At 64.4% G+C, this 25,687-nt stretch carries 28 protein-coding genes and 1 tRNA gene; 15 read left to right on the top strand and 14 right to left on the bottom strand.

Annotated features, from left to right (window positions below):
* Positions 1–222: 222 nt before the first annotated feature.
* Both GGD61_RS20555 and GGD61_RS20550 read right to left on the bottom strand, forming a co-directional pair.
* Positions 223–870, bottom strand: coding sequence for an invasion associated locus B family protein (locus GGD61_RS20555; protein WP_018318943.1), 648 nt, complete (start codon positions 868–870; stop codon positions 223–225).
* Positions 871–987: 117 nt separating this feature from the next.
* Positions 988–1,827: an SDR family oxidoreductase gene (locus GGD61_RS20550; RefSeq protein WP_092261473.1), complete on the bottom strand. Its 840-nt coding sequence runs from the start codon at positions 1,825–1,827 to the stop codon at positions 988–990.
* A 218-nt stretch (positions 1,828–2,045) separates the two neighbouring features.
* On the opposite strand from GGD61_RS20550, the gene GGD61_RS20545 reads away from it, so the two are divergent.
* From GGD61_RS20545 to GGD61_RS20535, 3 genes are all read left to right on the top strand, one after another.
* On the top strand, positions 2,046–3,020 hold the full coding sequence (locus tag GGD61_RS20545; protein WP_018318945.1) for an NADPH:quinone oxidoreductase family protein: 975 nt from the start codon (positions 2,046–2,048) through the stop codon (positions 3,018–3,020).
* A gap of 317 nt (positions 3,021–3,337) precedes the next feature.
* On the top strand, positions 3,338–4,198 hold the full coding sequence (locus GGD61_RS20540) for a hypothetical protein (RefSeq protein ID WP_183231059.1): 861 nt from the start codon (positions 3,338–3,340) through the stop codon (positions 4,196–4,198).
* Positions 4,199–4,216: 18 nt separating this feature from the next.
* Entirely contained in the window at positions 4,217–5,377 is a 1,161-nt protein-coding gene (locus GGD61_RS20535) for a TAXI family TRAP transporter solute-binding subunit (protein WP_183231058.1), read from the top strand.
* 154 nt (positions 5,378–5,531) lie between these two features.
* On the opposite strand, the gene GGD61_RS20530 is transcribed toward GGD61_RS20535, so the two are convergent.
* Positions 5,532–5,927 carry a YkvA family protein gene (locus tag GGD61_RS20530; RefSeq protein ID WP_092261474.1) on the bottom strand — a complete coding sequence of 132 codons (396 nt, stop codon included), beginning with the start codon at positions 5,925–5,927 and terminating at the stop codon, positions 5,532–5,534.
* Between the two features lie 96 nt (positions 5,928–6,023).
* Complete coding sequence (locus tag GGD61_RS20525) at positions 6,024–6,320, bottom strand: 4a-hydroxytetrahydrobiopterin dehydratase (RefSeq protein WP_283806132.1); 297 nt, start codon at positions 6,318–6,320, stop codon at positions 6,024–6,026.
* 148 nt (positions 6,321–6,468) lie between these two features.
* Here GGD61_RS20525 and GGD61_RS20520 point away from each other — a divergent pair, with 148 nt between their 5' ends.
* Together GGD61_RS20520 and GGD61_RS20515 are read left to right on the top strand one after the other, a co-directional pair.
* Positions 6,469–7,914, top strand: a complete 1,446-nt coding sequence (locus GGD61_RS20520; RefSeq protein ID WP_092261475.1) for a TAXI family TRAP transporter solute-binding subunit — start codon at positions 6,469–6,471, stop codon at positions 7,912–7,914.
* A gap of 162 nt (positions 7,915–8,076) precedes the next feature.
* Entirely contained in the window at positions 8,077–9,618 is a 1,542-nt protein-coding gene (locus GGD61_RS20515; RefSeq protein ID WP_092261476.1) for an alkaline phosphatase, read from the top strand.
* Between the two features lie 3 nt (positions 9,619–9,621).
* Here the strand turns inward: GGD61_RS20515 and GGD61_RS20510 are convergent, their stop codons facing one another.
* Complete coding sequence (locus GGD61_RS20510; protein ID WP_092261477.1) at positions 9,622–10,005, bottom strand: response regulator; 384 nt, start codon at positions 10,003–10,005, stop codon at positions 9,622–9,624.
* A gap of 178 nt (positions 10,006–10,183) precedes the next feature.
* On the opposite strand from GGD61_RS20510, the gene GGD61_RS20505 reads away from it, so the two are divergent.
* The 7 genes from GGD61_RS20505 to GGD61_RS20475 all read left to right on the top strand — a co-directional run bounded on the left by GGD61_RS20505 (position 10,184) and on the right by GGD61_RS20475 (position 17,145).
* Positions 10,184–10,948: a Crp/Fnr family transcriptional regulator gene (locus tag GGD61_RS20505; protein ID WP_092261478.1), complete on the top strand. Its 765-nt coding sequence runs from the start codon at positions 10,184–10,186 to the stop codon at positions 10,946–10,948.
* 82 nt (positions 10,949–11,030) lie between these two features.
* Positions 11,031–11,747, top strand: coding sequence for a prolipoprotein diacylglyceryl transferase (locus GGD61_RS20500; RefSeq protein ID WP_092261479.1), 717 nt, complete (start codon positions 11,031–11,033; stop codon positions 11,745–11,747).
* On the top strand, positions 11,744–13,189 hold the full coding sequence (locus GGD61_RS20495) for a radical SAM protein (RefSeq protein WP_183231057.1): 1,446 nt from the start codon (positions 11,744–11,746) through the stop codon (positions 13,187–13,189). Before GGD61_RS20500 ends, GGD61_RS20495 begins: the two co-directional genes overlap by 4 nt.
* On the top strand, positions 13,186–13,407 hold the full coding sequence (locus GGD61_RS20490; protein ID WP_092261481.1) for a hypothetical protein: 222 nt from the start codon (positions 13,186–13,188) through the stop codon (positions 13,405–13,407). The genes GGD61_RS20495 and GGD61_RS20490 overlap by 4 nt, the downstream gene beginning before the upstream one ends.
* Positions 13,404–13,685: a hypothetical protein gene (locus tag GGD61_RS20485; protein WP_092261482.1), complete on the top strand. Its 282-nt coding sequence runs from the start codon at positions 13,404–13,406 to the stop codon at positions 13,683–13,685. Before GGD61_RS20490 ends, GGD61_RS20485 begins: the two co-directional genes overlap by 4 nt.
* Positions 13,686–13,922: 237 nt before the next feature.
* Positions 13,923–15,749 carry a translational GTPase TypA gene (gene typA, locus GGD61_RS20480; protein ID WP_018318956.1) on the top strand — a complete coding sequence of 609 codons (1,827 nt, stop codon included), beginning with the start codon at positions 13,923–13,925 and terminating at the stop codon, positions 15,747–15,749.
* A gap of 148 nt (positions 15,750–15,897) precedes the next feature.
* Complete coding sequence (locus tag GGD61_RS20475; protein WP_183231056.1) at positions 15,898–17,145, top strand: NAD(P)/FAD-dependent oxidoreductase; 1,248 nt, start codon at positions 15,898–15,900, stop codon at positions 17,143–17,145.
* A 175-nt stretch (positions 17,146–17,320) separates the two neighbouring features.
* Here GGD61_RS20475 and GGD61_RS20470 read toward each other — a convergent pair whose 3' ends face one another.
* The 4 genes from GGD61_RS20470 to GGD61_RS20455 are packed head-to-tail and all read right to left on the bottom strand — an operon-like array spanning position 17,321 to position 20,419.
* The gene (locus GGD61_RS20470; protein WP_183231055.1) at positions 17,321–17,728 is read right to left on the bottom strand and encodes a thiol-disulfide oxidoreductase DCC family protein; all 408 of its coding nucleotides are present in this window, start codon (positions 17,726–17,728) and stop codon (positions 17,321–17,323) included.
* A complete protein-coding gene (locus GGD61_RS20465; RefSeq protein ID WP_177237397.1) occupies positions 17,728–19,047 on the bottom strand; it encodes an SDR family oxidoreductase in 1,320 nt (439 codons plus the stop codon). Before GGD61_RS20465 ends, GGD61_RS20470 begins: the two co-directional genes overlap by 1 nt.
* Before the next feature lie 8 nt (positions 19,048–19,055).
* Positions 19,056–19,523 (bottom strand): DUF2269 domain-containing protein, encoded by a 468-nt coding sequence (locus GGD61_RS20460; RefSeq protein ID WP_018318960.1) that lies wholly within the window; start codon positions 19,521–19,523, stop codon positions 19,056–19,058.
* Complete coding sequence (locus tag GGD61_RS20455) at positions 19,520–20,419, bottom strand: dienelactone hydrolase family protein (RefSeq protein ID WP_092261486.1); 900 nt, start codon at positions 20,417–20,419, stop codon at positions 19,520–19,522. The genes GGD61_RS20460 and GGD61_RS20455 overlap by 4 nt, the downstream gene beginning before the upstream one ends.
* Positions 20,420–20,686: 267 nt before the next feature.
* Here GGD61_RS20455 and GGD61_RS20450 point away from each other — a divergent pair, with 267 nt between their 5' ends.
* Both GGD61_RS20450 and ppa read left to right on the top strand, forming a co-directional pair.
* Positions 20,687–21,196 carry a GNAT family N-acetyltransferase gene (locus GGD61_RS20450; protein ID WP_018318962.1) on the top strand — a complete coding sequence of 170 codons (510 nt, stop codon included), beginning with the start codon at positions 20,687–20,689 and terminating at the stop codon, positions 21,194–21,196.
* A gap of 176 nt (positions 21,197–21,372) precedes the next feature.
* Complete coding sequence (gene ppa / locus GGD61_RS20445) at positions 21,373–21,909, top strand: inorganic diphosphatase (RefSeq protein WP_018318963.1); 537 nt, start codon at positions 21,373–21,375, stop codon at positions 21,907–21,909.
* A 110-nt stretch (positions 21,910–22,019) separates the two neighbouring features.
* Here the strand turns inward: ppa and folD are convergent, their stop codons facing one another.
* Genes folD through GGD61_RS20430 form a run of 3 tightly spaced genes read right to left on the bottom strand, consistent with a single transcriptional unit; the run spans position 22,020 to position 23,565 of the window.
* Positions 22,020–22,904 (bottom strand): bifunctional methylenetetrahydrofolate dehydrogenase/methenyltetrahydrofolate cyclohydrolase FolD, encoded by an 885-nt coding sequence (folD, locus tag GGD61_RS20440; RefSeq protein ID WP_092261487.1) that lies wholly within the window; start codon positions 22,902–22,904, stop codon positions 22,020–22,022.
* 10 nt (positions 22,905–22,914) lie between these two features.
* Complete coding sequence (locus tag GGD61_RS20435; protein ID WP_092261488.1) at positions 22,915–23,259, bottom strand: DUF167 domain-containing protein; 345 nt, start codon at positions 23,257–23,259, stop codon at positions 22,915–22,917.
* A 15-nt stretch (positions 23,260–23,274) separates the two neighbouring features.
* On the bottom strand, positions 23,275–23,565 hold the full coding sequence (locus GGD61_RS20430; protein ID WP_018318966.1) for a YggT family protein: 291 nt from the start codon (positions 23,563–23,565) through the stop codon (positions 23,275–23,277).
* Positions 23,566–23,769: 204 nt separating this feature from the next.
* Between GGD61_RS20430 and GGD61_RS20425 the strand changes: the two genes are divergently transcribed.
* Positions 23,770–23,845, top strand: a tRNA-Ala gene (locus GGD61_RS20425).
* A 101-nt stretch (positions 23,846–23,946) separates the two neighbouring features.
* Here the strand turns inward: GGD61_RS20425 and GGD61_RS20420 are convergent.
* Together GGD61_RS20420 and GGD61_RS20415 are read right to left on the bottom strand one after the other, a co-directional pair.
* Entirely contained in the window at positions 23,947–24,759 is an 813-nt protein-coding gene (locus GGD61_RS20420; RefSeq protein ID WP_018318967.1) for an enoyl-CoA hydratase, read from the bottom strand.
* Positions 24,760–24,859: 100 nt separating this feature from the next.
* Positions 24,860–25,654: a glutamine amidotransferase gene (locus GGD61_RS20415; RefSeq protein ID WP_183231054.1), complete on the bottom strand. Its 795-nt coding sequence runs from the start codon at positions 25,652–25,654 to the stop codon at positions 24,860–24,862.
* Positions 25,655–25,687 lie beyond the last annotated feature (33 nt).

The following is a 25,687-nucleotide window of genomic DNA, read 5'->3' as shown; positions in this document are numbered from 1 at the left end:
CTAAAGGTTTTGCGGCGTTTCGGAATGGTCCGAAGGGATCGCAAAGCGACCCTGAGGACCAGACCTGAGGTGCGCAACTGCGCACCGGGGAAGCTCGAGATTCCGGGGTTCGACGCTGCGCATCGCCCCGGAATGACGGAAGAAATCTGGAACCGGCCTTATATAGCAACCGGAACAGCCGATTGCGACCGTGGCTGTCGCTTAGCCTTAAAGGACTAAGCCTTACCGCCGGCAATCCTGCGCGATCTTGTCCAGCGCCTGGGCGAGGCCTTTCAGCGAGAACGTGTCGGTCGTCTCGGTGCCCTTGGCCGAGACCCCCTTGACGACCAGCTCGGCGGATTTGCGCATGGCTTCGACCATCCGCTCCTCCTCGGCCGCGTTCTTGATCCAGAGGCCGTCGCCCTGCGTGTACATGGCGAAGGCGGCGCCGCCGACCTCGACCGACGATTCCGAGCCTGGCTTCAGCGCGTAACCGATCATGACCGAAACTTCGTTGTTCACCTTCTCGGCCGGACGGGTCGAGACGAAGGCATAAGCGGGATCGCGCGGCCGATTCGGCGGATTGGTCTTCGACGACGAGGGTTTTGCCAGCGCGAAGCAGACCTTCTTGCCGTTGGGCGTCGCCGAATAAGCGCCCCAGGTGCCGAACTGGCCGATCAGGGTCGGCTCCGCGCCACCCGCAACCGCTGCGGGCGGGGCCGCAGGCTTGCTCTCGGGCTTTGCCGCGCTCTTTGCAGCCGTATTGGCCGCCGGAGCCGCCGACTTCGGTGCGGCCTTCGGCGCCGGTTGCGTCGTCTGCGCCCGCGCAAGATCGGCGATCCCGCACGTCATCATGCCGATCATCAAAGCTAAAGATAGCACCCGCCACATGCTGGAGTGGTTCCCTCAATATTGTGACTGGAAGATGGCCCGGCCGCGCTTTGTCCCCCGGCAGGGATAACCGGAAAAGTCCAATTTGGGAAGGCAGTTAGCGGTATCAGCGGCGCCTTAAGCTTTGGACCGCGCGGCGCGCTGGTCGGCCCATTGCGTCTCGGTCCAACGTAACAAATCCTCGGCGCCGGAACTGCGCAAATGCGCGCCACCGTCGATGACGACCATCTCGCCATTGATGTAGGCGGCGCGGTCCGAGACCAGGAAGCTGGCGAGATCGGCAAGCTCGCCGTGCTCTCCGGTCCGGCCAAGCGGATTGCGCGCGGTCCAGCCTTCGTCACGGCCTTCGGGGCGGAGCTGCCCCGACGCGCCCGCGGTTGGGAACGGACCAGGGGCGATGGCGACGGTGCGGATGCCTTTCGGGCCCCATTCCACGGCGAGACTTCTGGTCATCGCCAGCAGCGCCGATTTCGCCATCGCCGAGGGCACGGTGAAGGCGCGGCCGGTGATGGTCGAGGTCGAGAGGATCGAGAGCACGACGCCGCCATGCTGGTCCTCGATCCAGCGCCTGCCGGCGGCCAGCGTGCAGTACATCGCGCCATGCAACGTCGGCGCCAGGATCGCATCGGCGGCGCGGAACGACAGATGCTCGCTCTGTGCGATGAACGTCGCAGCGGCGTTGTTGACGAGGATGTCGAGCGGCGCCTCGTGCCAGATCTGCTCCATCATGCTGTCGACGGCCGCGCCGTCGCGGATGTCGCAGGCGATCGTCGTGACCTTGCCACCGGTCTGCGCGCGCATCTCGCTCGCGGTTGCTTCCAGCCGGTCGAGCTTGCGGCCGCAGATCACGAGCTCGGCGCCGAGTGCAAGGAAACGGCGCCCCATCGCGGCGCCGAGGCCCGAGCCGCCGCCGGTGACGAGGATGCGCTTGTCCCTCAGCAGGCCTGTTTCAAACATCGTTTGAATCCTCCCTTTTCTTCTTGCTCCGTCATTGCGAGCGCAGCGAAGCAATCCAGAATCCGTCCGGCGGAAATAGTCTGGATTGCTTGCTGCGCTCGGATGACGAGGATAGGCCCTCGCGCCGCCCGAGACAAAGAATCCGGATTGTCCGGCCGCAGTAAATCCGGCAGAAACGGCCAAACTATAATTCCACCCAAAACGCCCAAGGTGCCGCTATGAAAGCCATCCTCTGCTCGCAATATTGCCAGCCTGACGATCTCGTACTGGCTGAGGTGCCGGATCCGGTGGCAGGTCCCGGTGAAGCGGTGATCGCGATCAAGGCGGCGGCGCTGAACTTCTTCGACATCCTGATGATTCAGGGCAAGTATCAGATCAAGCCGCCGTTCCCGTTCTCGCCGGCCGCCGAAGTCGCGGGCGTGATCGAGAGCATCGGCTCCGGCGTGACCGATCTGAAAGTCGGCGATCGCGTCGTCGCTTCCTGCGGCCACAACGGCGCGCGTGAGAAGATCGCGCTGCCGGCGGCGTCGATCGTGAAGATCCCCGACAATCTCGACTACGACCGCGCGGCCGGCATCATCATCATCTACGGCACGGCGCTGCATGCGTTGGAAGATCGCGCCAGCCCGAAGCCGGGCGAGACGCTCGCGGTGTTAGGTGCGGCCGGCGGCACCGGCCTTGCCGCCTGCGAGCTCGGCAAGCTGATGGGCCTGAAGGTGATCGCCTGCGCCTCGTCGGACGAGAAGCTCGAGTTCGCGAAGGCGCACGGCGCCGAGCTGACGCTGAACTACGCCAAGGAAGACCTCAAGGAAGGTTTGCGAAAACTCACGGGCGGCAAGGGCGTTGATATCATCTTCGATCCGGTTGGCGGTGCCTATGCCGAGCAGGCGCTGCGCTCGATCGCCTGGGAAGGCCGCTTCCTCGTGATCGGTTTCGCCGCGGGCGACATTCCGAAGATGCCGCTGAACCTCGCGCTGCTGAAAGGCTGCGACATCCGCGGCGTGTTCTGGGGTGCCTGGACGCGGCAGAACCCGGAGAAGAACCGCGCCAATCTCGAGAAGCTCGTGAAGTGGACGGCGGAAGGAAAGATCTCGTCGCATGTCGACCGCACCTTCCCGCTGGCGCAGACAGCAGATGCACTGAAGGTGCTCGCGGGACGTCAGGCCATGGGCAAGGTGATTTTGCATCCGTGAGGATGTAGGCGTCGCCATCGCCACATACAAAACTGTCACCGCTCGAATCGCTGGCGTCGCTGAAGCTGCGCCAGCTTTTTTCGTGCGCCGTCGCTTGGTAATGAGCCCTCAACCATTCCCGCCAAAATTGCGGTGCATTCCCCTGCTTTGCCGCAATCAAACCCAAATCTCTCCCGATTCGCGCAAATCGTCGTCGTTTTTTGGGCTGATTCAGACGGCGATTTACCGGTTCCAGTTTGCGGGGTACCTCTGGACAACAATAAAAAGACTGAAGCCGGGAATGCCCCTGCGTTGCGTTAGTAATGGGGAGCATCACCATGGAGACGACGGCGTACCGCCCGTCCAAGGAGTCGAGTGCGCTCGACTTCAATCGAGCCGCATCACATCCGCCGACCGCGTCCTTTGTCCGTGCGCGCGCCGCACGGGCCGATCTTTCGCAGGACGATCCGATTCCGCTGTTCCTGTCCGATCCGCTCGGCGCGCCGGACCCAAGCGAATATACGCCGGTGGAGTTGCGTTCCAGAATTGTGCCGCGTGTTCTCGCGGCTGCTCTGGCGGCGTCCACCCTGGCAGTTCTGGCCGTATTGTTTCAGTCCGACTTTCGCGGCTTCTTCACTGCCAATGCCGGTAGCTGGGTGGGGCTCGCGCCGGACATGGCCATGGCGTCGGCCAACGCGCCGGCGATACCACAGACCCCGCTCAAGGATCCGGCCCGCGTGTCCAACACGACGCTGGCGAGCGCCGACGCACGGGACCTCCCTGCACCGACGGTGCCAAGCCGCGAAGCGATAGCGACCGCCTATCAGGTTGCGCTGCAAGCGCAAGGACCGGTGCAAGGACCGGTGCAAGCACCGGAGCCCGTCGCCGCACAGCCTACACCGCCTGAACCGGTCAGGACGCTCGACGCCGACACGCTGGCAGCGTTGATGACGCGCGCGAAGAGCCTGTTGAGAATCGGTGACATCGCCGCAGCGCGGCTGCTGCTCGAACGCGCGGCCAATGCGCAAGATGCAACGGCGGCGCTTCTGCTGGCGCAGACCTATGATCCCACGGTGCTCGGCACCAGCGACGCGCGAAGTGTCATTGCCGACGCATCCGCCGCACGTGACTGGTACCAGCGGGCTGCATCACTCGGATCGGCGGAGGCGCGCCAGCGTCTCGTCCGGATTCAGAACTAGAACTATTCAGGGGACATCATGCGTAACGCTTTTGGAATGGCACTTGCCGCCATCATGACGATCTATGCCTCCACGGCCGGCGCCGAGCAGACCGAATACGATCCGGCCAAGGTCTCGGACGGCCTGAAGGCCATCTTCCAGTTCGGCTCGACCTCGACCAAGCAGGCGCTGAACGCCAACACCGTCACGCTGATCACCGGCACGATCGGCGGCACCTATGTGCAATTCGGCGCCGACCTCGCCTCGGTGCTCGACGACGGCAACAAGATCCGCGTGCTGCCGATCGTCGGCCGTGGCTCGGTGCAGAGCGTCGCCGACATCCTATTCCTGCAAGGGGTCGATCTCGGCATCGTGCGGGCCGATACGCTCGACTATCTCGAGCGCAAGGGTTTTGCCAAGGACATCAAGAAGCAATTCACCTATGTGACGAAGCTCTACAACGAAGAGATGCAGGTGATCGCGCCGAAATCTGTTGCGACGCTGAAGGATCTCGAAGGCAAGACGGTCAGCGTCGACCTGCCCAATGGCGGCACCTTCGTCACCGCGCTCACCGTATTCGAGCGGATCGGCATCAAGGCGAAATTCGTCTATGTCGAGCAGCGCATCGCAATGGAAAAGCTGAAGGCCGGTGAGATCGACGCCGTCATCGTGGTCGGCGGCAAGCCGTACAAATCCGTCTCGACCTTCGGCAATGACGGCCGCTTCCATCTTGCCAAGGTCGACTATGCAAAGCCGCTCCAGAGCGACTATCTGCCGGCGACGCTGACGACCAAGGACTATCCGAACCTGATCAAGGAGGGCGAGAGCGTGGACACCATCGCGGTGCCAGCGGTGCTCGCGGCCTATAGTTGGGCGCCAAACACCGAACGCTATCGCAAGCTCGCGCTGTTCGTGGACGCGTTCTTCACGAAATTCCCGGCGCTCCAGAACCCGCCCTTCCATCCCAAGTGGAAGGAGGTCTCGCTCGCGGCGCCCCTGTCGGGTTGGAACAGATTGCCGGTGGCGCAGCAATGGCTCGACAAGCACGGCGTCGAGCCGGTGACACGGCAACGATTCGAGGCGTTCCTGAAGCAGAGCCCCACGGCCGCAAAGGTCTCCGACGCGGACAGGGAAACGCTGTTCAAGCAATTCCAGGCATGGGACGCGGAGAAGGCGCGGGTGGAGGCGGGCAAGAAATAGCGAGCGCGTTTCGTCGCCACACACTCAGTGTCATCGCCCGGCTTGACCAATGGCCAACCTGTCAGTGATGTGTCCGAACAGGTGTCAGCCATGTCCCCGGACTACACATCAAGCCGGGGCATGACAGCGGAATGTGTGGTTGAATCCGCGTTGACTACGCCGCTTCCACGTCCGCATCGCCCTCCTCACCCACCCCGCGCTTCAGCACAGCACGGGCGGCTTCGCGGTGCTCATTGGTGATGTGGCCGGAAACCATGCGGATGGCGGTGGCGAGCACGGCGGCGTCGTCGGCGAAGCCGAGGACCGGCATCACGTCGGCGACGAAATCGAACGGCAGGATGAAATAGGCGATCGCACCCAACAGCGCGGCCTGGACGTGGCGCGGGGTCTGCCGGTCGAACGCGCAGTAATAAGCAGCAAGCAGGTCTTCCGCGAACGGCAGCTGCGCGGCGACACGCTTCAGCTTGCGCCAGAAGCGGCGGCGTACGCTCTCACGATCTTCCGCGAGCCGATCGGCCGGCTCGAAACCGACGCTGTGTTCGGCAGCCATGTTCGACAAACTCCCCGTTCAGCCGGGCGACGATCCCGATCCCGGCTGATCACAAGATGGGGATGTGGCCGATCCCTGCAAGACGTCGGCCCGGTCTCAGCCTGCGATCGCGTTCATCGTCTTGGCCAGCGCGATGTCGAGCGCGGTGACGCCGCCGGCGTCGTGGGTCGACAGCACCACGTCCACCGTCTTGTAGACGTTACGCCATTCGGGGTGGTGATCCATCTTCTCGGCGGCCAGCGCAGCGCGGGTCATGAAGCCGAACGCCTCGTTGAAATCCTTGAAGATAAAGGTTTTGCCGATGGCATCCCGGCCCTGAACCTCGCTCCAACCGGGTAGTCCGCCCAGCGCCTGCCTGCGCGCCTCCGCCGAAAGCCGATCTGCCATGGTCATGTCTCCGTCCTTCAGGGGAACTTTACCCTAACACCCCGCTGGCGCCCGGGTTCATACGGGGATTTCCGCCATCCGCTAACCATGACGGAGATGTAACCCCGCCGCACAAGAAATTTGCTACAATTGCGGGCGTAAATCGCCGGCCAAGATGAAACTGAGCCTGAAGCGCCTGTTTGGGAGATCGATGACCGGGGGATTGGACCTGGCCGAAACGCCCTCTCCGCCTTCGCCGCGATCCGCGGCGCGGAAGACCGCGCTCGTGTCTCTTGCGCTCGTGCTTGCGATCATCGGCGCGCTCGTCGGCGGCTACTACTTCGCCATGCGGCCGGTGACGTTGAAGATCGCGGTCGGTCCCGCCAACAGCGACGACGTCAAGGTCGTGCAGGCGCTGACGCAGGCCTTCACGCAGAGCAAGGGCCAAGTGCGGCTGCGGCCGATCCAGACCGACGGCGCCACCGCCAGTGCCAATGCGCTTGCGGAAGGCAAGGTCGATCTCGCCATCGTGCGCGGCGACCTCGACGTGCCCAAGAACGCGCAGGCGGTCGCGACACTGCGCAAGAACGTCGTGGTGCTGTGGTCCGTGCCTAGCAAAGGCAAGAAGCGGGGCGCGAAGATCACCAAGATCTCGCAACTCACCGGCCATCGCGTCGGCGTCGTCGGCCGCACCCAGGCCAACGTCAATCTGCTCAAGGTGATCCTCCAGCAATATAACGTCGATCCCGCCAAGGTCGAGATCGTGCAATTCCCGGCCAACGAGGTCGCCGAAGCGATCAAGGCCCAGAAGGCCGACGTCTATCTCGCAGCCGGCCCGGTCAACAGCAAGATCACGGCAGACGCGATCGCCGCCTCCACCAAGGATTTCGGTGCGCCCAGCTTCCTCGCGATCGAGTCCGCGGATGCGATCGCGCAGAACCATCCGGTCTACGAAGCGTCCGAGATTCCCGCCGGCACCTATGGCGGCTCGCCCGCCCGCCCGGATGACGAGGTCAAGACCATCAGCTTCTCGCACCACATCGTGGCGCGCAAAGGCGTGTCCGAAACCACTATCGCGGCGTTCACGCGCCAGCTCTTCGCCGTGCGCCAGCAGCTGGTGACGGAATTCCCGCTGGCGGCGAAGATCGAGACACCCGACACCGACAAGGACGCGGTGATCCCGGTGCATCCGGGCGCTGCCGCCTTCGTCGACGGCGAGGAAAAGACCTTCCTCGACAAATACAGCGATTACATCTGGTGGAGCCTGATGGCGTTGTCCGCCATGGGCTCGATCGGCGCTTGGTTCGCGGGCTATCTGAAGAAGGACGAGCGCGACAACAACAACCATCAGCGCGAACGGCTGCTCGACATGATCGCCGCCGCACGCAAATGCGAGACGACCGAAGAGCTCGACCAGATGCAGACCGAGGCCGACGAGATCCTGCGCGACACGCTGCGCTGCTTCGATCACGGCGCGATCGAGGAAGCCGCGCTCACCGCCTTCAACATCGCACTCGACCAGTTCCACGCCGCCGTCGCCGACCGCAAGGCGGTGCTGTTCAGCCTGCCGCAGAACCTGCAGCGGGCCGGCGCCCAGTTCAGGGCCGCCGGCAACGCGTGAACGCTTGCGCGCGTTATAGCTGCGTCACATTGTCTCAATATAGGTTCACCGTCATTCCGGGGCGCGCAACGCGCGAATCCGGAATCTCGAGATTCCGGGTTCTGATCCTTCGGACCGTCCGGGAATGACGGCGCGAGATGCGCGCAGCACAGCGAGCCAAGCATGAACATCAGATTCTCCCGCCGCCGCTTCCTCGCCACCGGCGCCGGTGCGCTCGGCGCGGTCGCGATGCCCCATCTCTCGCGCGCGGCCGATCGGCCGATGGTCACTCATGGCGTCCAGTCGGGCGACGTCACTATCGACGGCGGCGTGGTGTGGGCGCGCACCGATCGGCCCGCGCAGATGCTGGTCGAGGTGGCGACGACGGAGTCATTCAGGGATGCCCGCGCGCTGCCGCCGATCGCAGCGCTCCCCGAGAGCGACTTTACCGCGAAGATGCTGATCGAGAATCTGCCGGCTAGCCAGGACATCTTTTACCGCGTCCGCTTCCGCGATCTCTCCCACAGCGCCATCGAGGGCGAGCTAGTGGTCGGCCGCTTCCGCACCGCGCCGGCCGACCGCCGCGACGTCAGCTTCGTCTGGGGCGGAGACGTCGCCGGCCAGGGCTGGGGTATCAATCCCGATGACGGCGGCATGTTCACCTTCTCGGCGATGCGCAAGCACCGTCCGGATTTCTTCCTGCATTCGGGCGACACCATCTATGCCGACGGCCCGATTGTATCCGAGGTGAAGCTCGCCGACGGCAAGATCTGGAAGAATGTCACCATCCCCGAGAAGGCCAAGGTCGCCGAGACGCTGGACGAGTACCGCGCCGCGCACAAATACAATTTCACCGACGACAACCTCCGCGCCTTCAATGCCGAGGTGCCGATCTTCGTGCAATGGGACGACCACGAGGTGACCAACAACTGGTCGCTCTCGAAGGAATTACCGGCCGCCTACAAGGAGCGCGACATCGCCCTGCTCGCCGCCCGCGCGGGCCGCGCCTTCCACGAGATGTATCCGATGCGCGAGAGCATCGTTGAGCCGGGCCGGGTCTATCGCCAGATCTCCTACGGCCCGCATCTCGACGTGTTCGTGCTCGACGAGCGCAGCTATCGCGGTCCGAACGGCGCCAATCTCGAAACCGCTTACGGCCCCGCCAGCTACTTCCTCGGCCCGGACCAGATCGCCTGGCTCAAGCGCGGCCTGCTCAATTCACGCGCGACCTGGAAGGTGATCGCTTCCGACATGCCGCTCAGCCTCGTCGTCGCGGACACGCCGAAGGGCGGCTCGGAAGCAATCGCGCAGGGTGACGGCCCGGTCCGCGGCCGCGAGTTCGAGATCGCCGACATCCTGCGTTTCATCAAGATGGCGCCGATCAGCAACACGGTGTGGCTGACGGCGGACGTGCACTACGCCGCCGCGCATTATTACGATCCGAACAAGGCGCAATTCCAGGAGTTCGAGCCGTTCTGGGAATTCGTCTCGGGCCCGCTGCATGCCGGCACGTTCGGTCCGAACGCGCTCGACAACACCTTTGGACCCGAGGTGCGCTTCGTCAAGGCGCCGGGCAAGGACAGCCAGAACCTGCCGCCCTCCGCCGGCATGCAGTTCTTCGGTCACGTCAAGATCGACGGCGCCTCGGGCCAGATGACGGTGACCTTGCGCGACCGCACCGACGTCGCGCTGTGGTCGACCACGCTCGATCCGAAGCAGGCCTGATCGCTAGTCGAGGGCGCGCACCTTCAGCGCCGCCTCCAGCGCGTCGCTCGAGCACGGCTTCTGCAACCGCGGCTGGCTGGAGAATTCAGGCGGAATGCGCGCCTCGGCGCCATAGCCGGTGACGAAGACGAACGGGATCTTCAGCGCAGCCAGCCGCTCCGCGACCGCAAAGCTCGTCTCGCGGATCAACTCGACATCGAGCAGCGCGAAATCGGGCGCGCGGTTGGCGATGGCGCCGAGCGCCTGCGTCACCGACCCGACGGTCCGCACGCCCGGCACTCCAAACCCGAGCAGACGGTCCTCGAAATCGATGGCGATGATCGGATCGTCCTCGACGATCAGAACGTCGGCCGGCCAGCTTGAGCCATTGGAAAGTGCGGGTGTCATGATCGCATCTTGTGTGTGGGGGTTCGGATCAGGACTGCCGCGACACGATGCCTGCGCACAGCGCATCGGAGGGTTCCCGGAACGAAACCCACCACATTGCCGTTCTCTAGTCTGTCCACTTGTGCACACAGGGAATGCAAGGAACTCGTTAAGGTGGGGAGGAAGATCGGAGTTCACGATGGATGCGCGTATCAGCAAGATGACCGAGGTCGAGAGCCGTCCGGCCAACAATTTATTGCGGCGTTTGAGCCAACCAGACTACGCCCTGCTCGCACCGCACGTGGCCGTCGAAAACTCCGCAGCCGGCCAGCTGCTCTACAGCCCCGGTGACGACGTCCAGGTCGTCCACTTCCCCTGCGGACCGGCGCTCGCGACCTTTCTGGTCCCCAACGAGGATGGCCGAGACGTCGAGACCATCCTGGTCGGTCGCGAAGGCGCGGTGGGCGGTATCGTCAGCGAGGGATTCCTGCCGGCCTATACCCGGATCTGCGTGAAATTCGGCGGCCCGTTTGCGCGCGTTCATGTCGCCAAGCTGGAAGCGGCCAAGCTGCGCTCGGCGTCGCTGCGCAACATCTTTGCCCGCTACGCCGATTGCATGCTGGCGCAGATCTTCCAGTCGACCGCCTGCAATGCCATCCATTCGATCGAACAGCGGACCGCCAAATGGATCCTGGCGGCGATGGAGCGCACCGGCGACGAGGACAGCGTGCCGCTGACCCACGAACAGCTTGCGACGCTGCTCGGCGTTGGTCGCAGCTATGCCAGCCGCGTGCTTCAATCGTTCAAGGCGGAACGGATTCTCGACACGAGGCGCGGATCGATCCTGGTTCGCAACCGCGACGGCCTGAGGCTTCGCGCCTGCCTGTGCAACGACGCGGTGAAAATGCACTTCGAGGAGGTGCTGCGCGGCGTCTACCCGACCGAGGAGCGGGAGGCCGGCTAGCGGTCCGCCTCGCTTCCCCGGCGTGGAGAACGAGCAGGCGCACTATCCCGCACGGCCGGAACCTGGGCTAATATCCCCCGGCATGAGCGGGGCTTTCCTACACACCATCTTCGACGTCTTGGCGTGGCTGGCGGCGGCGGCGGCCGTCTACTGGCTGTCGCGGCAGCGCCTGCAGTTTCCGGCGCAATCCTTCGAGCTGCCCTATATCGCGGCGCTGGTGTTCGGCGCGGGCCTCGGGGCCTACCTGTTCGGCTCCGCCAATCTGTGGCTGTCGGGCGAGAGCGGCATTGCGCGCTCGGTCGAGGGCGCGCTGGCCGGCGGCATCGTGGCGATCGAGCTCTACAAATGGTCCGCGGGGATCGCCGCGCGAACCGGTGCCCGTTTTGCGCTGCCGCTGGCGCTCGGCATCGCGATCGGCCGGCTCGGCTGCTACTTCGCGGGCCTCGACGATTTCACCTATGGCACGCCGACGACGCTGCCATGGGCCCATGATTTCGGCGACGGCATCCTGCGCCATCCCGTGCAGCTCTACGAGAGCGCGGCCATGGTCGTATTCGCGCTGCTCTATGTGCTGGCGGCCGTGAACCGGAACGCCTTTGTGATCACCAATGGTTTCTACCTGGTTCTCGTCTATTATGGAGCGCAACGCTTCGTCTGGGAATTCCTCAAGCCCTACGGCCCGCTGATCGGCCCCTTCACCCTGTTTCACCTGCTGTCGCTGTCCATTTTGCTCTACGCCGGCGTCATGCTGGCGACGGCGCCCAAAGCGAGACGCTTACAAAACGAGATACTTGCATGAACGCGCCGTTGCGTAAGTCGCGTCCCTATATTTTCTGGGGCCAGACCCAATCTCTTTGCGAGACCTGCCTGAAGCTGGTGCCAACCAAGATCCAGATCCTGGACAACGAGGTCTGGTACGAAAAGCGCTGCAAGGAGCATGGCGTCCAGTCGACGCTGGTGTCGACGGATGCCGCCTATTGGCGCCTGTGCAAGGATTTCATCAAACCCGGCGACCGGCCGCTGCAATTCCAGCAGCGCACGGAATTCGGCTGTCCCTATGATTGCGGTCTCTGTTCCGACCACGAGCAGCATTCCTGCCTGGCGCTGATCGAGATCACCGAGCACTGCAACCTCACCTGCCCGGTCTGCTTTGCGGAATCCTCGCCGGCACGCACGAAATTCACGCCGCTCGCGACGATCGAGAAGATGCTGGACGCGCTGGTCGCAAGCGAGGGCGAGCCCGATCTCGTGCAGATTTCCGGCGGCGAGCCGACGCTGCATCCCGATTTCTTCGAGATCCTGGATGCCGTGCGCGCCCGCCCGATCCGGCACGTCATGATCAACACCAACGGCCTGCGCATCGCCCGCGAAAAGGATTTCGTGGCGCGGCTCGCCGAGAACAGGCGCGGGCTGGAGGTCTATCTCCAGTTCGATTCACTGCAGCGCGATGCGCTGATCGACCTGCGCGGCGCGGATTTGCGAAAAATCCGCCAGCAGGCGCTGGAGAATCTCGAGCATTTTGGCGTGTCGACCACGCTGGTCGCGACCATCAAACGCGGCGTCAATGATTCCGAGATCGGCGACATCGTTCGCCACGCCCTGACCTGGACATGCGTGCGCGGCGTCACGCTGCAGCCGGTGCAGGACGCCGGCCGCAACGAGAATTTCGACGAGAAAACCGACCGCATCATGCTGTCGGAGATCCGCAAGCGCGTGATCGAGACCGGCGTGTTCGGTGACAAGGACATGATCCCGTTGCCCTGCAATCCCGAAAGCATCTCGATCGGCTATGGCCTGCGCAATGGCGAGAGGGTGCTGCCGCTGACCTCGCTGATCCCGCAGGAGCAGCTGGTCGCGGTGATGCCCAACACCATCAGCCCGGAGAAATATCCGGTGCTGCGGGAAAAGTTCGTCGATCTGTTCTCGCTGTCGTCGGGCCCCCTCAACACCTCCGAGCGCGTCTGCGAGCTGTTGTGCTGCCTGCCGAGCTTTCAGGTGCCGGAGGGGCTCTCTTACGAGAACGTCTTCCGCGTCACCGTCGTGCAGTTTCTGGATCGCTTCAATTTCTGCGTCGGCAACGTCAAGCGCAGCTGCATCCATTTCGTGACGGAGCAAGGCGCGATCATACCTTTCGACACCTACAATCTGTTCTACCGCAACGGCAAGATCGACGGCATTCGCGCGGCGCTGCACGGCGACACTTATCGGGAAACCACGCAGCGCGAGGAGATGCCTCGTTGAGCGAGACGCCTCCAACTCCACCATCGCGAAGCGGACTTGTCACCGCGTTGATGGTGATGTTCGGGGTGATCCTGTTGCTGCCCGGCATCTGCGCCTTGATCTTCATCGCTGACTCGTCGATCCCCTTGGATATCCGTTTCGTCCCCGTCCTCGTCCTCACACTGCTGGTGGCATTCGCCGGCGTGATGCTGATCAGGGCCGCGAGAAAGAAACCATGAGCGATTCCGGCCACACCCCACCGGCAGTGCCTCCGCAGAACCAGCAACAGCGCGGCGGCTGCCTGACCGCGCTGATGGCGATCGCCGGAATCTTCATGCTGCTGCCGGGGCTCTGCGCGCTCCTGTTCGGCGGAATGTCGGTGGTCGAGGGTGGCCAGATCCCCTCCGACATCGCGTCGCTGGTGTTTTTGGGACTAGTCATCGGCATCGGAGGCGTCGTCTTGATCTGGGCGGCCATCATGGGACGAAAGGCCCCGCCGGCACGGAACGGCAGCTAACCCCCGGAGATTCCCGGGCAAAATTCAGTCAACCAAGGTCCAAAGAACGCATTGTTTTTTGGCGTTTTTTGCATATATTGCGCCGCAACGCGTAGGCTGCCCGGTCGATATGGCCGGGCTTCCTTTTTGGGCGGAAAGCGCCCCGTTTCCAGTCTTCCAGCGTTGTTTCGAGAAGAGGTCCCGGTCCGACCGGCGAGATCGCGCTTAACCCATTGTTCGAACCAAAGAAGCTCACTCATGAACCTCCGTAACGTCGCCATCATCGCTCACGTCGACCACGGCAAGACGACCCTGGTCGACAAACTCCTCCAGCAGTCCGGCACGTTCCGCGAGAACCAGAAGGTGACCGATCGCGCCATGGACTCCAACGATCTGGAGCGCGAACGCGGCATCACCATCCTGGCCAAGGCGGCCTCGGTGCAGTGGAAGGACACCCGCATCAACATCGTCGACACCCCCGGCCACGCCGATTTCGGCGGCGAGGTCGAGCGCATCCTGAACATGGTGGACGGCGCCCTGGTGCTGGTGGACGCTGCCGAAGGCCCGCTGCCGCAGACCAAGTTCGTGGTCTCCAAGGCGCTCAAGGTCGGCCTGAAGCCGATCGTCGTCATCAACAAGGTCGACCGCCCCGACGCGCGCCCGACCGAAGTCATCAACGAGGTGTTCGACCTGTTCGCGGCGCTCGATGCCAGCGAGGAGCAGCTCGACTTTCCGATCCTCTACGGGTCGGCCAAGCAGGGCTGGATGGCTGACAGCCCGGAGGGTCCGAAGGACAAGGGCATGGAGCCGCTGTTCGACCTGATCCTGCGCCACGTCGCGCCGCCGAAGGTCGAGGAAGGTCCGTTCAGGATGATCGGCACCATCCTGGAGGCCAACCCCTATCTCGGCCGCATCATCACCGGCCGCATCTCCTCCGGAGTGCTCAAGCCGAACCAGCAGGTCAAGGTGCTCAACGCCGAGGGCAAGCTGGTCGAATCCGGGCGCATCACCAAGATCCTGGCGTTCCGCGGTCTCGAGCGCACCCCGCTCGATGAAGCCGAAGCCGGCGACATCGTCGCCATTGCCGGCCTGACCAAGGGCACCGTCGCCGACACCTTCTGCGATCCGACCGTCGAAGTGCCGCTGCCGGCGCAGCCGATCGATCCGCCGACCGTGTCGATGTCGTTCATCGTCAACAACTCCCCGCTCGCCGGCACCGAAGGCGACAAGGTGACGAGCCGGATGATCCGCGACCGTCTGTTGCGCGAAGCCGAAGGCAACGTCGCGCTGCGCGTCGTCGAAGCCTCCGACAAGGACGCAATGGAAGTCTCGGGCCGCGGCGAATTGCAGCTCGCGATCCTGATCGAGACCATGCGCCGCGAGGGTTTTGAGCTCTCGGTGTCGCGCCCGCGCGTCGTGTTCCAGAAGGACGAAGCCACCGGCGCCACCATGGAGCCGATCGAGGAAGTCGTGATCGACGTCGACGAGGAGCACTCCGGCGTCGTCGTGCAGAAGATGAGCGAGCGCAAGTCCGAGCTGATCGAGATGAAGCCCTCGGGCGGCAACCGTCAGCGCCTGGTGTTCTACGCGCCGACCCGTGGCCTGATCGGCTACCAGGGCGAGCTGCTCACCGACACCCGCGGCACCGCGATCATGAACCGCCTGTTCCACGGCTACGCGCCGTACAAGGGCGAGATCCAGGGCCGCCGCAACGGCGTGCTGATCTCCAACGACCAGGGCGATGCGGTGGCCTACGCCATGTTCAAGCTGGAAGACCGCGGCCCGATGATGATCGAGCCGGGCTGGAAGGTCTACAAGGGCATGATCGTCGGCGAGCACACCCGCGACAACGATCTCGAGATCAACGTGCTCAAGGGCAAGCAGCTCACCAACATCCGCACGACCTCGAAGGACGAGGCCGTGCGCCTGACCCCGCCGATCCGCATGACGCTGGAAAAGGCGCTCGCCTATATCGAGGACGACGAGCTCGTCGAGGTCACGCCGAAGTCGATCCGCCTGCGCAAGAAGCACCTCGACCCGAACGAGCGCAAGCGCGCGGAGAAGGCCAAGGAGGCGGTGGCGTAAGGCCACCGCTCTCCGTAGGGTGGGCAAAGCGCAAGCGTGCCCACCAATGGACGATGGTGGGCACGGCGCAAGAGCGCCTTTGCCCACCCTACAAAAGCGTTTGCCCGTCCGGCTTCAGCACACCCAGCGAACGTGCTAGAGCCCGCCCATGACCTCCCTCCCCTCCTCCATGGACGTCGCGATCGTCGGCGCCGGTGCCGCCGGCCTCGGCGCTGCACATGCGCTGGCGGGCTCCGGTCTCTCCGCGATCGTACTGGAGGCACGGAACAGGCTCGGCGGCCGCGCCTGGACCGTACAGGCCTCACCTGACGTGACCTTCGACGTCGGCTGCGGCTGGCTGCACTCGGCGGACAAGAACTGCTTCGTTTCGATCGCGCAGCGGCTCGGTTTCGAGCTCAACAAGGACCTGCCGCCCTGGCGCGAGCGCGCCTATGGCAACGCGTTTCCGCAAGGCGAGCGCGACGATTTCATGGGCGCGATGGACGCGTTCTATGAGCGCCTCTGGGAAGCCGCGCAGACGGGCAAGGACGAGCCTGCGAGCCGGAGCCTCGAAATGGGCAATCGCTGGAATCCCATGATCGACGCGATCTCGACCTATATCAACGGCTGCGAACTCAAGGACATGTCGACGCTGGACTGGGATGCCTATGAGGATTCTGGTCTCAACTGGCGCGTCCGTCGCGGCTATGGCGCGCTTGTTGCGGCCTTTGGCGCGCCCTGTCCGGTGGCGTTGAACTGCAACGTCGCGCTGATCGATCATTCCGGCCCGCGGGTCCGCCTCGAGACGTCGCAGGGCACGCTGACCGCGGACAAGGTGATCGTCACCGTGCCGACCAATCTGATCGCCGATGAGACGATCCGCTTTTCGCCGCCGTTACGGTCCAAGGTCGACGCGGCAGCGGGCCTGCCGCTCGGCGTCGACGACAAGGTGACGCTCGCGCTCGAGGACGCCGAAGCCTTTCCCAAGGAAGCAAACCTGCGCGGCGCCACCATGCGCACCGCGATGGGCACCTACCATATCCGCCCGTTCGGCCAGCCCTGCATCGAAGGCTTCTTCGGCGGCAGCTTCGCCCGCGCGCTGGAAGATTCCGGCGACGGCGCCATCGCCGCCCATAGCATCGACGAGATCGCCGGCTTTCTCGGCAACGACATCCGCCGCAAACTGAAGCCGCTCGCCGAGTCGCGCTGGGCGCATGATCCGTTTGCCCGCGGCTCATACTCGCACGCGCTGCCTGGCCATGCCGGCGACCGCGCCGTGCTGGCCGCGCCGGTCGATGGCCGGCTGTTCTTTGCCGGCGAGGCGACGTCGCCAACCTTCTTCACGACCGCGCATGGGGCGCGGGACAGCGGGGAACGGGCGGCGAAGGAAGTGCTGGCGGCAATCGGGAAGCGCTAACCTCCCCACCAATGTCGTCCCGGCGAACGCCGGGACCCATGCCGCGTGATCTTTCAGTCACGCGTGGTGCGCGTACCGCGGATTGACCCTAACTTCCAGTCTTCGCCAAACTCCGCTCTGTGGTGGGTCCCGGCGTTCGCCGGGACGACACCAATCTTGTGGTGCCGCTGTCGCGTCACTCGATCACCCTCGCCCGCAAATCCGCATCGGGCACGAAACACGCGTCATACTTGCCGAAGATGCGATAGCGGTTGCGCGCGATGAGGCTGTACACGGGGTCCCGCAGCGGCTTCGGTACGGTGAACAGCACGCGCACCCAACCCCAGCCCGGGAGTCGCGACAGCACCGTCAACGCCGCATCCGACTTCATGTACACCTCACCGCCATGAACCACGGCATTGGTGTCGGGATCATCGGGGTCGATGCCGAACGCCCGCGCGAGCCGGGCGCCATACTCCGACTGGATCGGCGTGAAGCGAAACCGCTTCGCCGTGTCGCGCTGCGCGACGAAGCGGACCCAGCGCGAGCAGAAGATGCAGACGCCGTCGAACAGGATCACGTCGTCATCGGGCCATTTGCTCATCAGCGGTTATCCAGCGTCAAGAGCGCCACCAACATCAGCACGATCGCCGGCCCCGTCTTCACCAGCGCGCCGAGCGGTTCGATCCAGAGATCGGGCGTCAGGACCGCCGCGCCGAACATATAGCCGAGCGAGGCGGTGATGCCAGCAACGAGCCCGGCCGCCGCGGTGCGGCGAAAGGCAATCATCGCGCCAATGCTCATGTCCATCAGGCTGGTGCCGATGGTGATGGGATCGACCAGCGCGGCCGGGAAGTCGTGCGCCGTCAGGATGTCGGCGGCGGCACGGTAGGACACGAACAGCGCGATGAAGCCGGAGACGAGCCAGAACACGACGAGGCTGGCGAAGATCAGCGCCTTGACCAGGAACAGCCGCGCGAACCATTTGTCCTGGACGGTCGCGGGATGACGACCAATCATATCGACCAGCGTCTTCGGTGCGATGCCCGTGGCGGCGATCCATGCGGAGGGATCACCTCGCACGCCGCGGCGCAGCTCGGCGATGGCGGTGGAGCGCATCGGCGGCATCCAGCCGAGATAATTGGCGAGATCGCCGATCCTGGCGCCAAGATCGAGCACGAAGGACGGCATCGCGACATGCGGCCAGGTGGCCGTGCCGAACGCAAGGCGGAACTGTTTGATGACGCCGGCCATGGTGACCGGCTCAGCCTGCATCAGATCCCAGCTCACGGCTTTGACAGCGGCATCGTCGATGTCGCGCACGGTGAGCCAGGCGATGGTGGCCGAGATATCCTCGACTGAAACGGGCTGGAACGGCGTCGCCATCTCCTTGTCGGGCAGGTCGAGCGGGAAGGCAGCGAGCGCGCGGAGCATGGCGCTGCCGCCATAGGCGGATGGTGCGACCACGAAGCCGGGCCGCAGGATGGCGTGCGCAATGCCTGAGGCCGCGATGAGGCGCTCGGCCTCGCGCTTGGTCGTTGCGAACGCAGTGCGATCGGCTTCGGCCGCTCCGGGGATCGAGATGTGCACCAGTCGGATCGCGCGGCCGCTGTCGGTGATCGCCGCAAGCAGGCGCGCGACGAAATCGCGATGCACGGCACCTGTGTCGCTGCCGGGGCCGTCCTGGAGCACGCCGAGACAGTTAACGACGACATCCACCGCATGCTCGCGCAACAGCCGCGTCAGCATGGTCGCGTCGAGCGAGAGGATCGGCAGCTCGATGTCGAGCGCGCTCGTCTTCTGCGCCGCCGACAGGCTGCGCGCCACGCCAAGCGCGCGAAAGCCACGCGCGCGAAGATCGTCCGTAACGAAGCGGCCGATCAGGCCGGAGGCGCCGAGCACCAGGATGGTTCGCTGGTTCATCACGGCTCTCAAAACGGCTTTGCGACCATCAGCCAGAGGATCAGCATCGTCGCGCCGAAGCCGGGGAAGCCGAACGCGAACCAGCGGCGAAACAGGACGAAGTATCGTTGTGGCAATGCACGGTGCTGCTCCGCGGCCTTTCGCGCGAGATCGCGCATCTCGATCTGCATGAACACGACAGGAATCCAGAACAGGCCGGCGACAACATACAACACGAGCGAGGCGAGCAGCCAGCGCTCGGTGATCGGCATCGCCGAGAGCAACATCAGCAAGCCGCCCGTGACCGGCTGGAGGAGCACGGCCGACAGTGTGAAGATTGCGTCCGCAATGACGACGACCGAAGCGGTGCGCGCGATGAACTCCGCATCGTCGGTGCGATGCGCCATCAGCATGAAGAAGGCGATGCCGGTTCCGGTGCCGAGGATGACGATGGCGCCGAGCACATGGAGAAACTTGACCAGGAAATACAGCGTCATGGCTTCTTGGTCGCGGTTGGCCTGCCTTGGTTCAGCGCACCCACGAGCTCCCGGCTCGCGGCTTTGACGCCGGCCTCACTCTCGATCATCCAGTGCCCCTCGCTGCCGACGGCCGGCAAGGTGCGGAAGTCGATCTTGCCGCCGCTGCCGCGAAACGCATCGGCCAGGCCCTTTGAAAACGCCGGCGCAAAATAGCTGTCATTGGTCGCAACGAGCCATGTGACAGGAATGCGCGCGCCCTTGCCGAACTCTGCAGCGGCGGCAAGAAGCGTGTGTGGCGCGCAGATCCGGTTCGGCTCATCATTGGCATGGCCGCCGCGCCCCGGCGCAAACACTGTGATCGCGGCGATCGCCTTCGGATCGGCATTGGCGAGCGCCAGCGCACCCCAGCCGCCGGCGGAATGGCCGATCACGATGGCAGCGTCCTTGCGGATAAAATCCTGCTTTCGCAAGAACTCCAGCGAGAGCCGGATTTCCTCGGCCGTTGCACGGCCCGAACGCGCATAGTCGGCCTCATCGCAGCCGCCCTGGTCCTCGATATAGCGGCCGCCGGTCGCACCATGGCCGAGCCGCTCCGGCACCAGCACGGCAAACCCGCGCGCGACGAGATAGGCGGCGAGCGGACGATATTCCGGCTGCGGCATTTGCGCTCGACGCAAGCCATTCTGCGTCGAGGCGTGTGCGATGACCACAAGCCGGAACGGACCTGCGCCGGCGGGGCGAAACAGCAGGGCACGCGCAGCGATGTCGGTATCCGGCGACGGCACCCGCCACGCTTGTCGGCGAAACGGTTCACCCTCCTCACCCGATGGGCCAAACGTGACCTGAGCGCACAGAGGCGGCGCTGTCAGCAAGGCCAGCAGAGTCAGAAGCGCGAAGATGTTGAGAAGCCGCATGAATGGCCGAGGACGAGCACGAACAGCGACAGCCACACTAGTAGGAACGAATCACTATGGGCGGACTTTCTGCGTGGCCCTCGCCCTTCATTCGTTGCCGCAGAGGGAGTTTTGCACCGACACACGGCACGCCGGTGCCATTCGCGTCGGCGTCCTGTCTTTTTTCGGTACAACATGGCTCAGATACTGATGCACAAAGTCCACACGTTAACCGATAATTAACGATAGGTCTTGCCGCCGGCGCGGCGACTTGGTTTGATTGCGCCCATGAGCACAACCCTGATCGAGGTCCGGCCGGCCAAAGCTGCAGATGCGACTGCGGTGGCGTCGACTCATGACGAAGCTTGGCGCTCCGCCTATCAGGGCATCATTCCCGGCGCCGAGCTGGAAAAGCTCATCAACCGCCGCGGCCCGCAATGGTGGGACAGCGCGATCCGCAAGGGCAGCCGCGTCAGCGTGCTGGTGTTCGGCGACAAGATCGCGGGCTACGCCAATTACGGCCGTAATCGCGCCCGCAGCCTGCATTTCGACGGCGAGATCTACGAGCTGTACCTGCGCCCCGAATTCCAGGGCCTCGGCTTCGGCCGCCGCCTGTTCGCCTCCGCCCGCCGCGACCTGATGCAGAGCGGGCTGAAGAGCATGGTGGTGTGGGCGCTCTCGGACAACGACCCCGCGACCGAGTTCTACCGGGCGCTTGGGGGCCGTATGGTGGCCCGCTCCTCGGAGCGGTTCGGGCCGAAGTCGCTCGACAAGGTTGCCTTCGCTTGGACCAATTGAGCTGCTGAAAGCCTAGGCGGCAGCGTTTTCCTTCCGTCGATACCGTTGCCTTTGAGCCGGTGACTTCCGGATTCATTATTTCACAAAAACGCGATGGATCAGCGGGCCAAGCCCGCGTATGACAGCGCCAAATCGCTGCCGGGCGCGATTTATCCTCGGCAATAACGGAGCCTTGAATGCGTATCGATGCGATCTCGATCGGGAAGAACGTACCTCACGAAGTCAATGTCCTCATCGAAGTCCCCGTGGGCGGCGAACCGATCAAATACGAGATGGACAAGGAGGCCGGCACGCTGGTGGTCGACCGCTTCCTCTACACGCCGATGCGTTACCCCGGTAACTACGGTTTCATCCCGCACACCTTGTCGGATGATGGCGATCCCTGCGACGTCCTGATCATCAACACCCGCGCCATCATTCCCGGCGCCGTCATGAGCGTGCGCCCGGTTGGCGTGCTGTTCATGGAAGACGAAGCCGGCGGCGACGAGAAGATTCTGGCGGTGCCGTCGTCGAAGCTGACGCAGCGCTACGACAAGGTGAAGTCGTACTCCGACCTGCCCGACATCACGCTGCAGCAGATCCAGCACTTCTTCGAGCACTACAAGGATCTCGAGAAGGGCAAATGGGTGAAGATCCTGCGCTGGGGCGGCCCGGAGGACGCACACAAGCTGATCCTCGAAGGCATGGATCGCGAGAAGAAGAAGAAGGGCTAATCGCCATTCCGGGGCGATGCGTCAGCATCGAACTATGGTGCGCAATTGCGCACCTGAGAATCTCCAGGTTCCGGGCTCGCACTTCGTGCGCCCCGGAACGACTGCGTTGACTACACCGCCGGCTTCGGTAGCTCGGCGATCGCGCAGGCCGCACGCAGCGTGTTGACCAGCAGGCACGCCACGGTCATCTGGCCGACGCCGCCCGGCACCGGCGTGATCGCGCCGGCCACCCCAAGCGCTTCCTGATAGGCGACGTCACCGACGAGGCGCGTCTTGCCGTCTTCTTTGGGTATCCGGTTGATGCCGACGTCGATCACGGTCGCCCCTGGCTTCAGCCAGTCGCCGCGCACCATCTCAGGTCTTCCGACCGCGGCATAGACGAGATCGGCCTGCTTCACGAGCCCGGGCAGGTCACGCGAGCGCGAATGCGCGATCGTCACCGTGGCGTTCTCGTTCAGCAGCAATTGCACCAGCGGCCGGCCGACCAGATTGGAACGGCCGATGACGATGGCGTTCTTGCCTTCGAGCGAGGCATGCACGCTCTTGGTCAGGATGATGCAGCCGAGCGGCGTGCAGGGCGACAGCGCCTCGAAACCGCCGGCGAGCCGGCCGGCATTGTTCGGATGCAGCCCGTCGACGTCCTTGGCGGGGTCGATGGCGTTGACGACGGCCTCGGTGTTCAGCCCCTTCGGCAGCGGCAGCTGCACCAGAATGCCGTGCACGGCCGGATCGCGGTTGAGCTTCGCGACCAGCGCCAGGAGGTCTCCTTGCGAGACGTCGGCCGGCAGCTTGTGCTCGAACGAGGCCATGCCGGCGGCCTGGGTCTGGGTGTGCTTGGAGCGGACATAAACCTCGCTGGCGGGGTCGCTGCCGACCAGCACGACCGCCAGCCCCGGCACCAGATCGTGCTCGCGCTTGACGCGGGCGACCTCGTCCGCGACGCGGGCCCGGAGTTCCGCGGCAATGATTTTTCCATCGATAATCTTGGCGGTCATGTCAGTTCCCTCAGTCTTTCGATTGGGCCGAGACGAGCTGGCGCAGGGCTTCGCCGAGCCGTGCCGGATCGCCGTCGACCGCGATCTGCTTCAGCCGCGAGGTGGCGCCGGACAGAAGCTTTACGCCGGCCTTGGGGACGCCCAGCGATTTCGCCAGCAGGACCAAAACGGCCTTGTTGGCCTCGCCGCCATCGGCGATGGCGCGCACCCTCACCTTGAGCACGCTGCGGCCGTCGGCCAGTTGCTCGATCCCGTCGATGCCGTCGCGACCGCCGCGCGGCGTCACCCGCAGCGCGATGCTGATTCCTGCGGCCGAGTAGCGCCAGGGTTCCTTACAAGCTTTGTTGGCAACCAAGGCGCTCCAGCCCGCTCAGATCACGTTGGGGTAGATGTAGTACAGGATCACCCGCTCGATGAACATGATGATCAGGATCAGGATGATCGGCGAGATGTCGAGACCGCCGAGACTGGGCAGGAAATTGCGAATCGGCGCCAGCACCGGCTCGGTGATCCGGTACAGGAACTCCGCCACCGCCGAGACGAACTGGTTGCGGGTGTTCACGACGTTGAAGGCGATCAGCCAGGACAGGATCGCGGAGGCGATCAGCAGCCAGACGTAGAGGTCGAGCACGATGATGACGATGTCGAGAACGGCACGCATGGCTTTTGAAGCCTCTGGCTTTTGAAAACGTTGGCTGCGGTCGGGATTGACGCCTTTTGCTAGATATCGGTTCCCCCCCGCCCAAACAAGGGAAGTCCGCGCCCCGAATGGCTAAAACCGGGTGACACCCGTCCTTGACTTGACCTTGGCGGGGACTTAAATGGCGCCCGGTTGTCGGCCGCGTTTACCAGAGCGGCCAGCAAAGGGGCCATAGCTCAGCTGGGAGAGCGCGTCGTTCGCAATGACGAGGTCGGCGGTTCGATCCCGCCTGGCTCCACCAGCCTTCGCTGGCTTCGCCAGCTTCGGCTCGGCAAGCCCTTTCGTGGCGAAGGCTGCCGCTGCGAAGCCCGCAGGGCGAAGACGGACTTTTCCAAGCTCCCCCTACCTCCCCGTAAACCGCGGCGGCCGCTTTTCCATGAAGCTCGCCACGCCTTCCCGGAAGTCGCTGCCGGCGAGCGCCACCATCATCTCCCGATTGGCTTCGATGGTTGCCTCGGCGAGCGTCTGGAACGGCACCTCGTAGAGCTGGCGCTTGATCACGGCCATCGCGCTCGGCGAGACGAAATCGGCGAGATCGCGCGCATAGGCATAGGTCTCCTCGCGAAGCTTCTCAGGCGGGCAGAGCCGGTTCACCAGGCCGATCCGCAGCGCCTCGTCGCTCGGCACGCGCCTCGCCGAGAGCAGCAGATCCATCGCATTGGCATGACCGACGATGCGGGGCAGCATCCAGCTGATGCCGTGCTCGGCAATCAGGCCGCGCCGCGCGAAGGCCGTCGTGAACACCGTGTTGTCGGCGGCAAAGCGCAGATCGCAATAGAGCGCGTGCACGAGCCCTATGCCGGCAGTCGCACCGTTGAGCATGGCGATCACAGGCTTCTTGATCGACGGATAGAAACCGTAGCGCGTCTGCCAATCCGGACGGCGGTTCATGTCGAACGGCGGCAGGTTCGACGCGCGCCGGACGTCGTCGGGGTCGAGCCCCTTCAAAGCATCCATATCGGCGCCGGCGCAAAACGCGCGGCCCGCGCCGGTGAGGATGATGACGCGGACATTGTCATCGGCGCTTGACGCTTCCATCGCATGGCGCACGTCGCGCTCCATGGTCGGCGTCCACGCATTCATGCGATCGGGACGGTTGAGCGTGATGGTCGCGATCTTGTCGCTCACCTCATAGAGAATGTGCTCGTAGGCCATGACGCTCTCCCTTTGTCTGCCGGCGCAATTTCGCGCGCTCGTTGGGGAGCGAGCCTAGCATATCCAGGGATGAGGCAAGGGCTTCGCGCGAACGCGCGGATCACTCGGCGGCTTGCGCCAGCACCGGCCGGCGCGCCAGCCAGCCGTCGATGAAATGATCGAGCCAGGCGCGCTCTGCGACATCGTATACGGCACGATCGGCGAAATGATGATGTCGCTGCCGCGCACCGGGCGCGCTGAAGCCGTCATAGCCGCGCGTGGTCCAGCGATGCATCATCGCGTAGGTCACGTCGGGATGAAACTGCACGCCGAAGGCATTGCCGGTGCGGAACGCCTGCACCGGAAAATCGTCGCCTTCTGCAAGCAGCTCGGCGCCGACAGGCAGCTCGAATCCCTCGCGATGCCAGTGATAGACCTGGACCGGCCAGGCCGGGCAGAGGGCGTGGCCCGCAGCGGTCGGGCGGATCGGGTAGTAGCCGATCTGGGTCAGCGCATCGGCATGCGGCGCGACGCGGGCGCCGAGCTGCATCGCCAGCATCTGGGCACCAAGGCAGATGCCGAGGAATGGCCGCTGCTCGCGCAGCGGAATTTCGATCCAGTCGATCTCGCGGCGAATATAGTCGTCGGAATCATTGGCGCTCATCGGACCACCGAAGACCACGGCGCCGGCATGCTGATCGAGCGTCTCGGGCAGGGGATCGCCGAAGCGGGGACGGCGGATGTCAAGCCGATGGCCAAGCGCACGCAGCGCATTGCCGACACGGCCCGGCGTCGAGGATTCCTGGTGCAGGATGATCAGAACCGGCAACTGGGTTTCGGAGGCGACGGCACTTGGCGTCCTTCTCGGGAAGGGCACCACTTCTGCGCTACCAAACCTGTCCGTCCGGAACGACATGGCCTCTGCGAGTGCTATCGGTTCAGACCGTCA

The organism is Bradyrhizobium sp. SBR1B (assembly GCF_014198205.1).
Taxonomy (GTDB): Bacteria; Pseudomonadota; Alphaproteobacteria; order Rhizobiales; family Xanthobacteraceae; genus Bradyrhizobium.
This window is presented reverse-complemented; position numbering and strand designations above follow the sequence as displayed.

What these genes read in the sequence shown, in the direction of transcription:
- GGD61_RS20555 (WP_018318943.1), bottom strand. Translation starts at nt 870, where the DNA reads ATGTGGCGGGTGCTATCTTTAGCTTTGATGATCGGCATGATGACGTGC.
- GGD61_RS20550 (WP_092261473.1), bottom strand. Translation starts at nt 1,827, where the DNA reads ATGTTTGAAACAGGCCTGCTGAGGGACAAGCGCATCCTCGTCACCGGC.
- GGD61_RS20545 (WP_018318945.1), top strand. Translation starts at nt 2,046, where the DNA reads ATGAAAGCCATCCTCTGCTCGCAATATTGCCAGCCTGACGATCTCGTA.
- GGD61_RS20540 (WP_183231059.1), top strand. Translation starts at nt 3,338, where the DNA reads ATGGAGACGACGGCGTACCGCCCGTCCAAGGAGTCGAGTGCGCTCGAC.
- GGD61_RS20535 (WP_183231058.1), top strand. Translation starts at nt 4,217, where the DNA reads ATGCGTAACGCTTTTGGAATGGCACTTGCCGCCATCATGACGATCTAT.
- GGD61_RS20530 (WP_092261474.1), bottom strand. Translation starts at nt 5,927, where the DNA reads ATGGCTGCCGAACACAGCGTCGGTTTCGAGCCGGCCGATCGGCTCGCG.
- GGD61_RS20525 (WP_283806132.1), bottom strand. Translation starts at nt 6,320, where the DNA reads ATGACCATGGCAGATCGGCTTTCGGCGGAGGCGCGCAGGCAGGCGCTG.
- GGD61_RS20520 (WP_092261475.1), top strand. Translation starts at nt 6,469, where the DNA reads ATGAAACTGAGCCTGAAGCGCCTGTTTGGGAGATCGATGACCGGGGGA.
- GGD61_RS20515 (WP_092261476.1), top strand. Translation starts at nt 8,077, where the DNA reads ATGAACATCAGATTCTCCCGCCGCCGCTTCCTCGCCACCGGCGCCGGT.
- GGD61_RS20510 (WP_092261477.1), bottom strand. Translation starts at nt 10,005, where the DNA reads ATGACACCCGCACTTTCCAATGGCTCAAGCTGGCCGGCCGACGTTCTG.
- GGD61_RS20505 (WP_092261478.1), top strand. Translation starts at nt 10,184, where the DNA reads ATGGATGCGCGTATCAGCAAGATGACCGAGGTCGAGAGCCGTCCGGCC.
- GGD61_RS20500 (WP_092261479.1), top strand. Translation starts at nt 11,031, where the DNA reads ATGAGCGGGGCTTTCCTACACACCATCTTCGACGTCTTGGCGTGGCTG.
- GGD61_RS20495 (WP_183231057.1), top strand. Translation starts at nt 11,744, where the DNA reads ATGAACGCGCCGTTGCGTAAGTCGCGTCCCTATATTTTCTGGGGCCAG.
- GGD61_RS20485 (WP_092261482.1), top strand. Translation starts at nt 13,404, where the DNA reads ATGAGCGATTCCGGCCACACCCCACCGGCAGTGCCTCCGCAGAACCAG.
- typA (WP_018318956.1), top strand. Translation starts at nt 13,923, where the DNA reads ATGAACCTCCGTAACGTCGCCATCATCGCTCACGTCGACCACGGCAAG.
- GGD61_RS20475 (WP_183231056.1), top strand. Translation starts at nt 15,898, where the DNA reads ATGACCTCCCTCCCCTCCTCCATGGACGTCGCGATCGTCGGCGCCGGT.
- GGD61_RS20470 (WP_183231055.1), bottom strand. Translation starts at nt 17,728, where the DNA reads ATGAGCAAATGGCCCGATGACGACGTGATCCTGTTCGACGGCGTCTGC.
- GGD61_RS20465 (WP_177237397.1), bottom strand. Translation starts at nt 19,047, where the DNA reads ATGAACCAGCGAACCATCCTGGTGCTCGGCGCCTCCGGCCTGATCGGC.
- GGD61_RS20460 (WP_018318960.1), bottom strand. Translation starts at nt 19,523, where the DNA reads ATGACGCTGTATTTCCTGGTCAAGTTTCTCCATGTGCTCGGCGCCATC.
- GGD61_RS20455 (WP_092261486.1), bottom strand. Translation starts at nt 20,419, where the DNA reads ATGCGGCTTCTCAACATCTTCGCGCTTCTGACTCTGCTGGCCTTGCTG.
- GGD61_RS20450 (WP_018318962.1), top strand. Translation starts at nt 20,687, where the DNA reads ATGAGCACAACCCTGATCGAGGTCCGGCCGGCCAAAGCTGCAGATGCG.
- ppa (WP_018318963.1), top strand. Translation starts at nt 21,373, where the DNA reads ATGCGTATCGATGCGATCTCGATCGGGAAGAACGTACCTCACGAAGTC.
- folD (WP_092261487.1), bottom strand. Translation starts at nt 22,904, where the DNA reads ATGACCGCCAAGATTATCGATGGAAAAATCATTGCCGCGGAACTCCGG.
- GGD61_RS20430 (WP_018318966.1), bottom strand. Translation starts at nt 23,565, where the DNA reads ATGCGTGCCGTTCTCGACATCGTCATCATCGTGCTCGACCTCTACGTC.
- GGD61_RS20420 (WP_018318967.1), bottom strand. Translation starts at nt 24,759, where the DNA reads ATGGCCTACGAGCACATTCTCTATGAGGTGAGCGACAAGATCGCGACC.
- GGD61_RS20415 (WP_183231054.1), bottom strand. Translation starts at nt 25,654, where the DNA reads ATGTCGTTCCGGACGGACAGGTTTGGTAGCGCAGAAGTGGTGCCCTTC.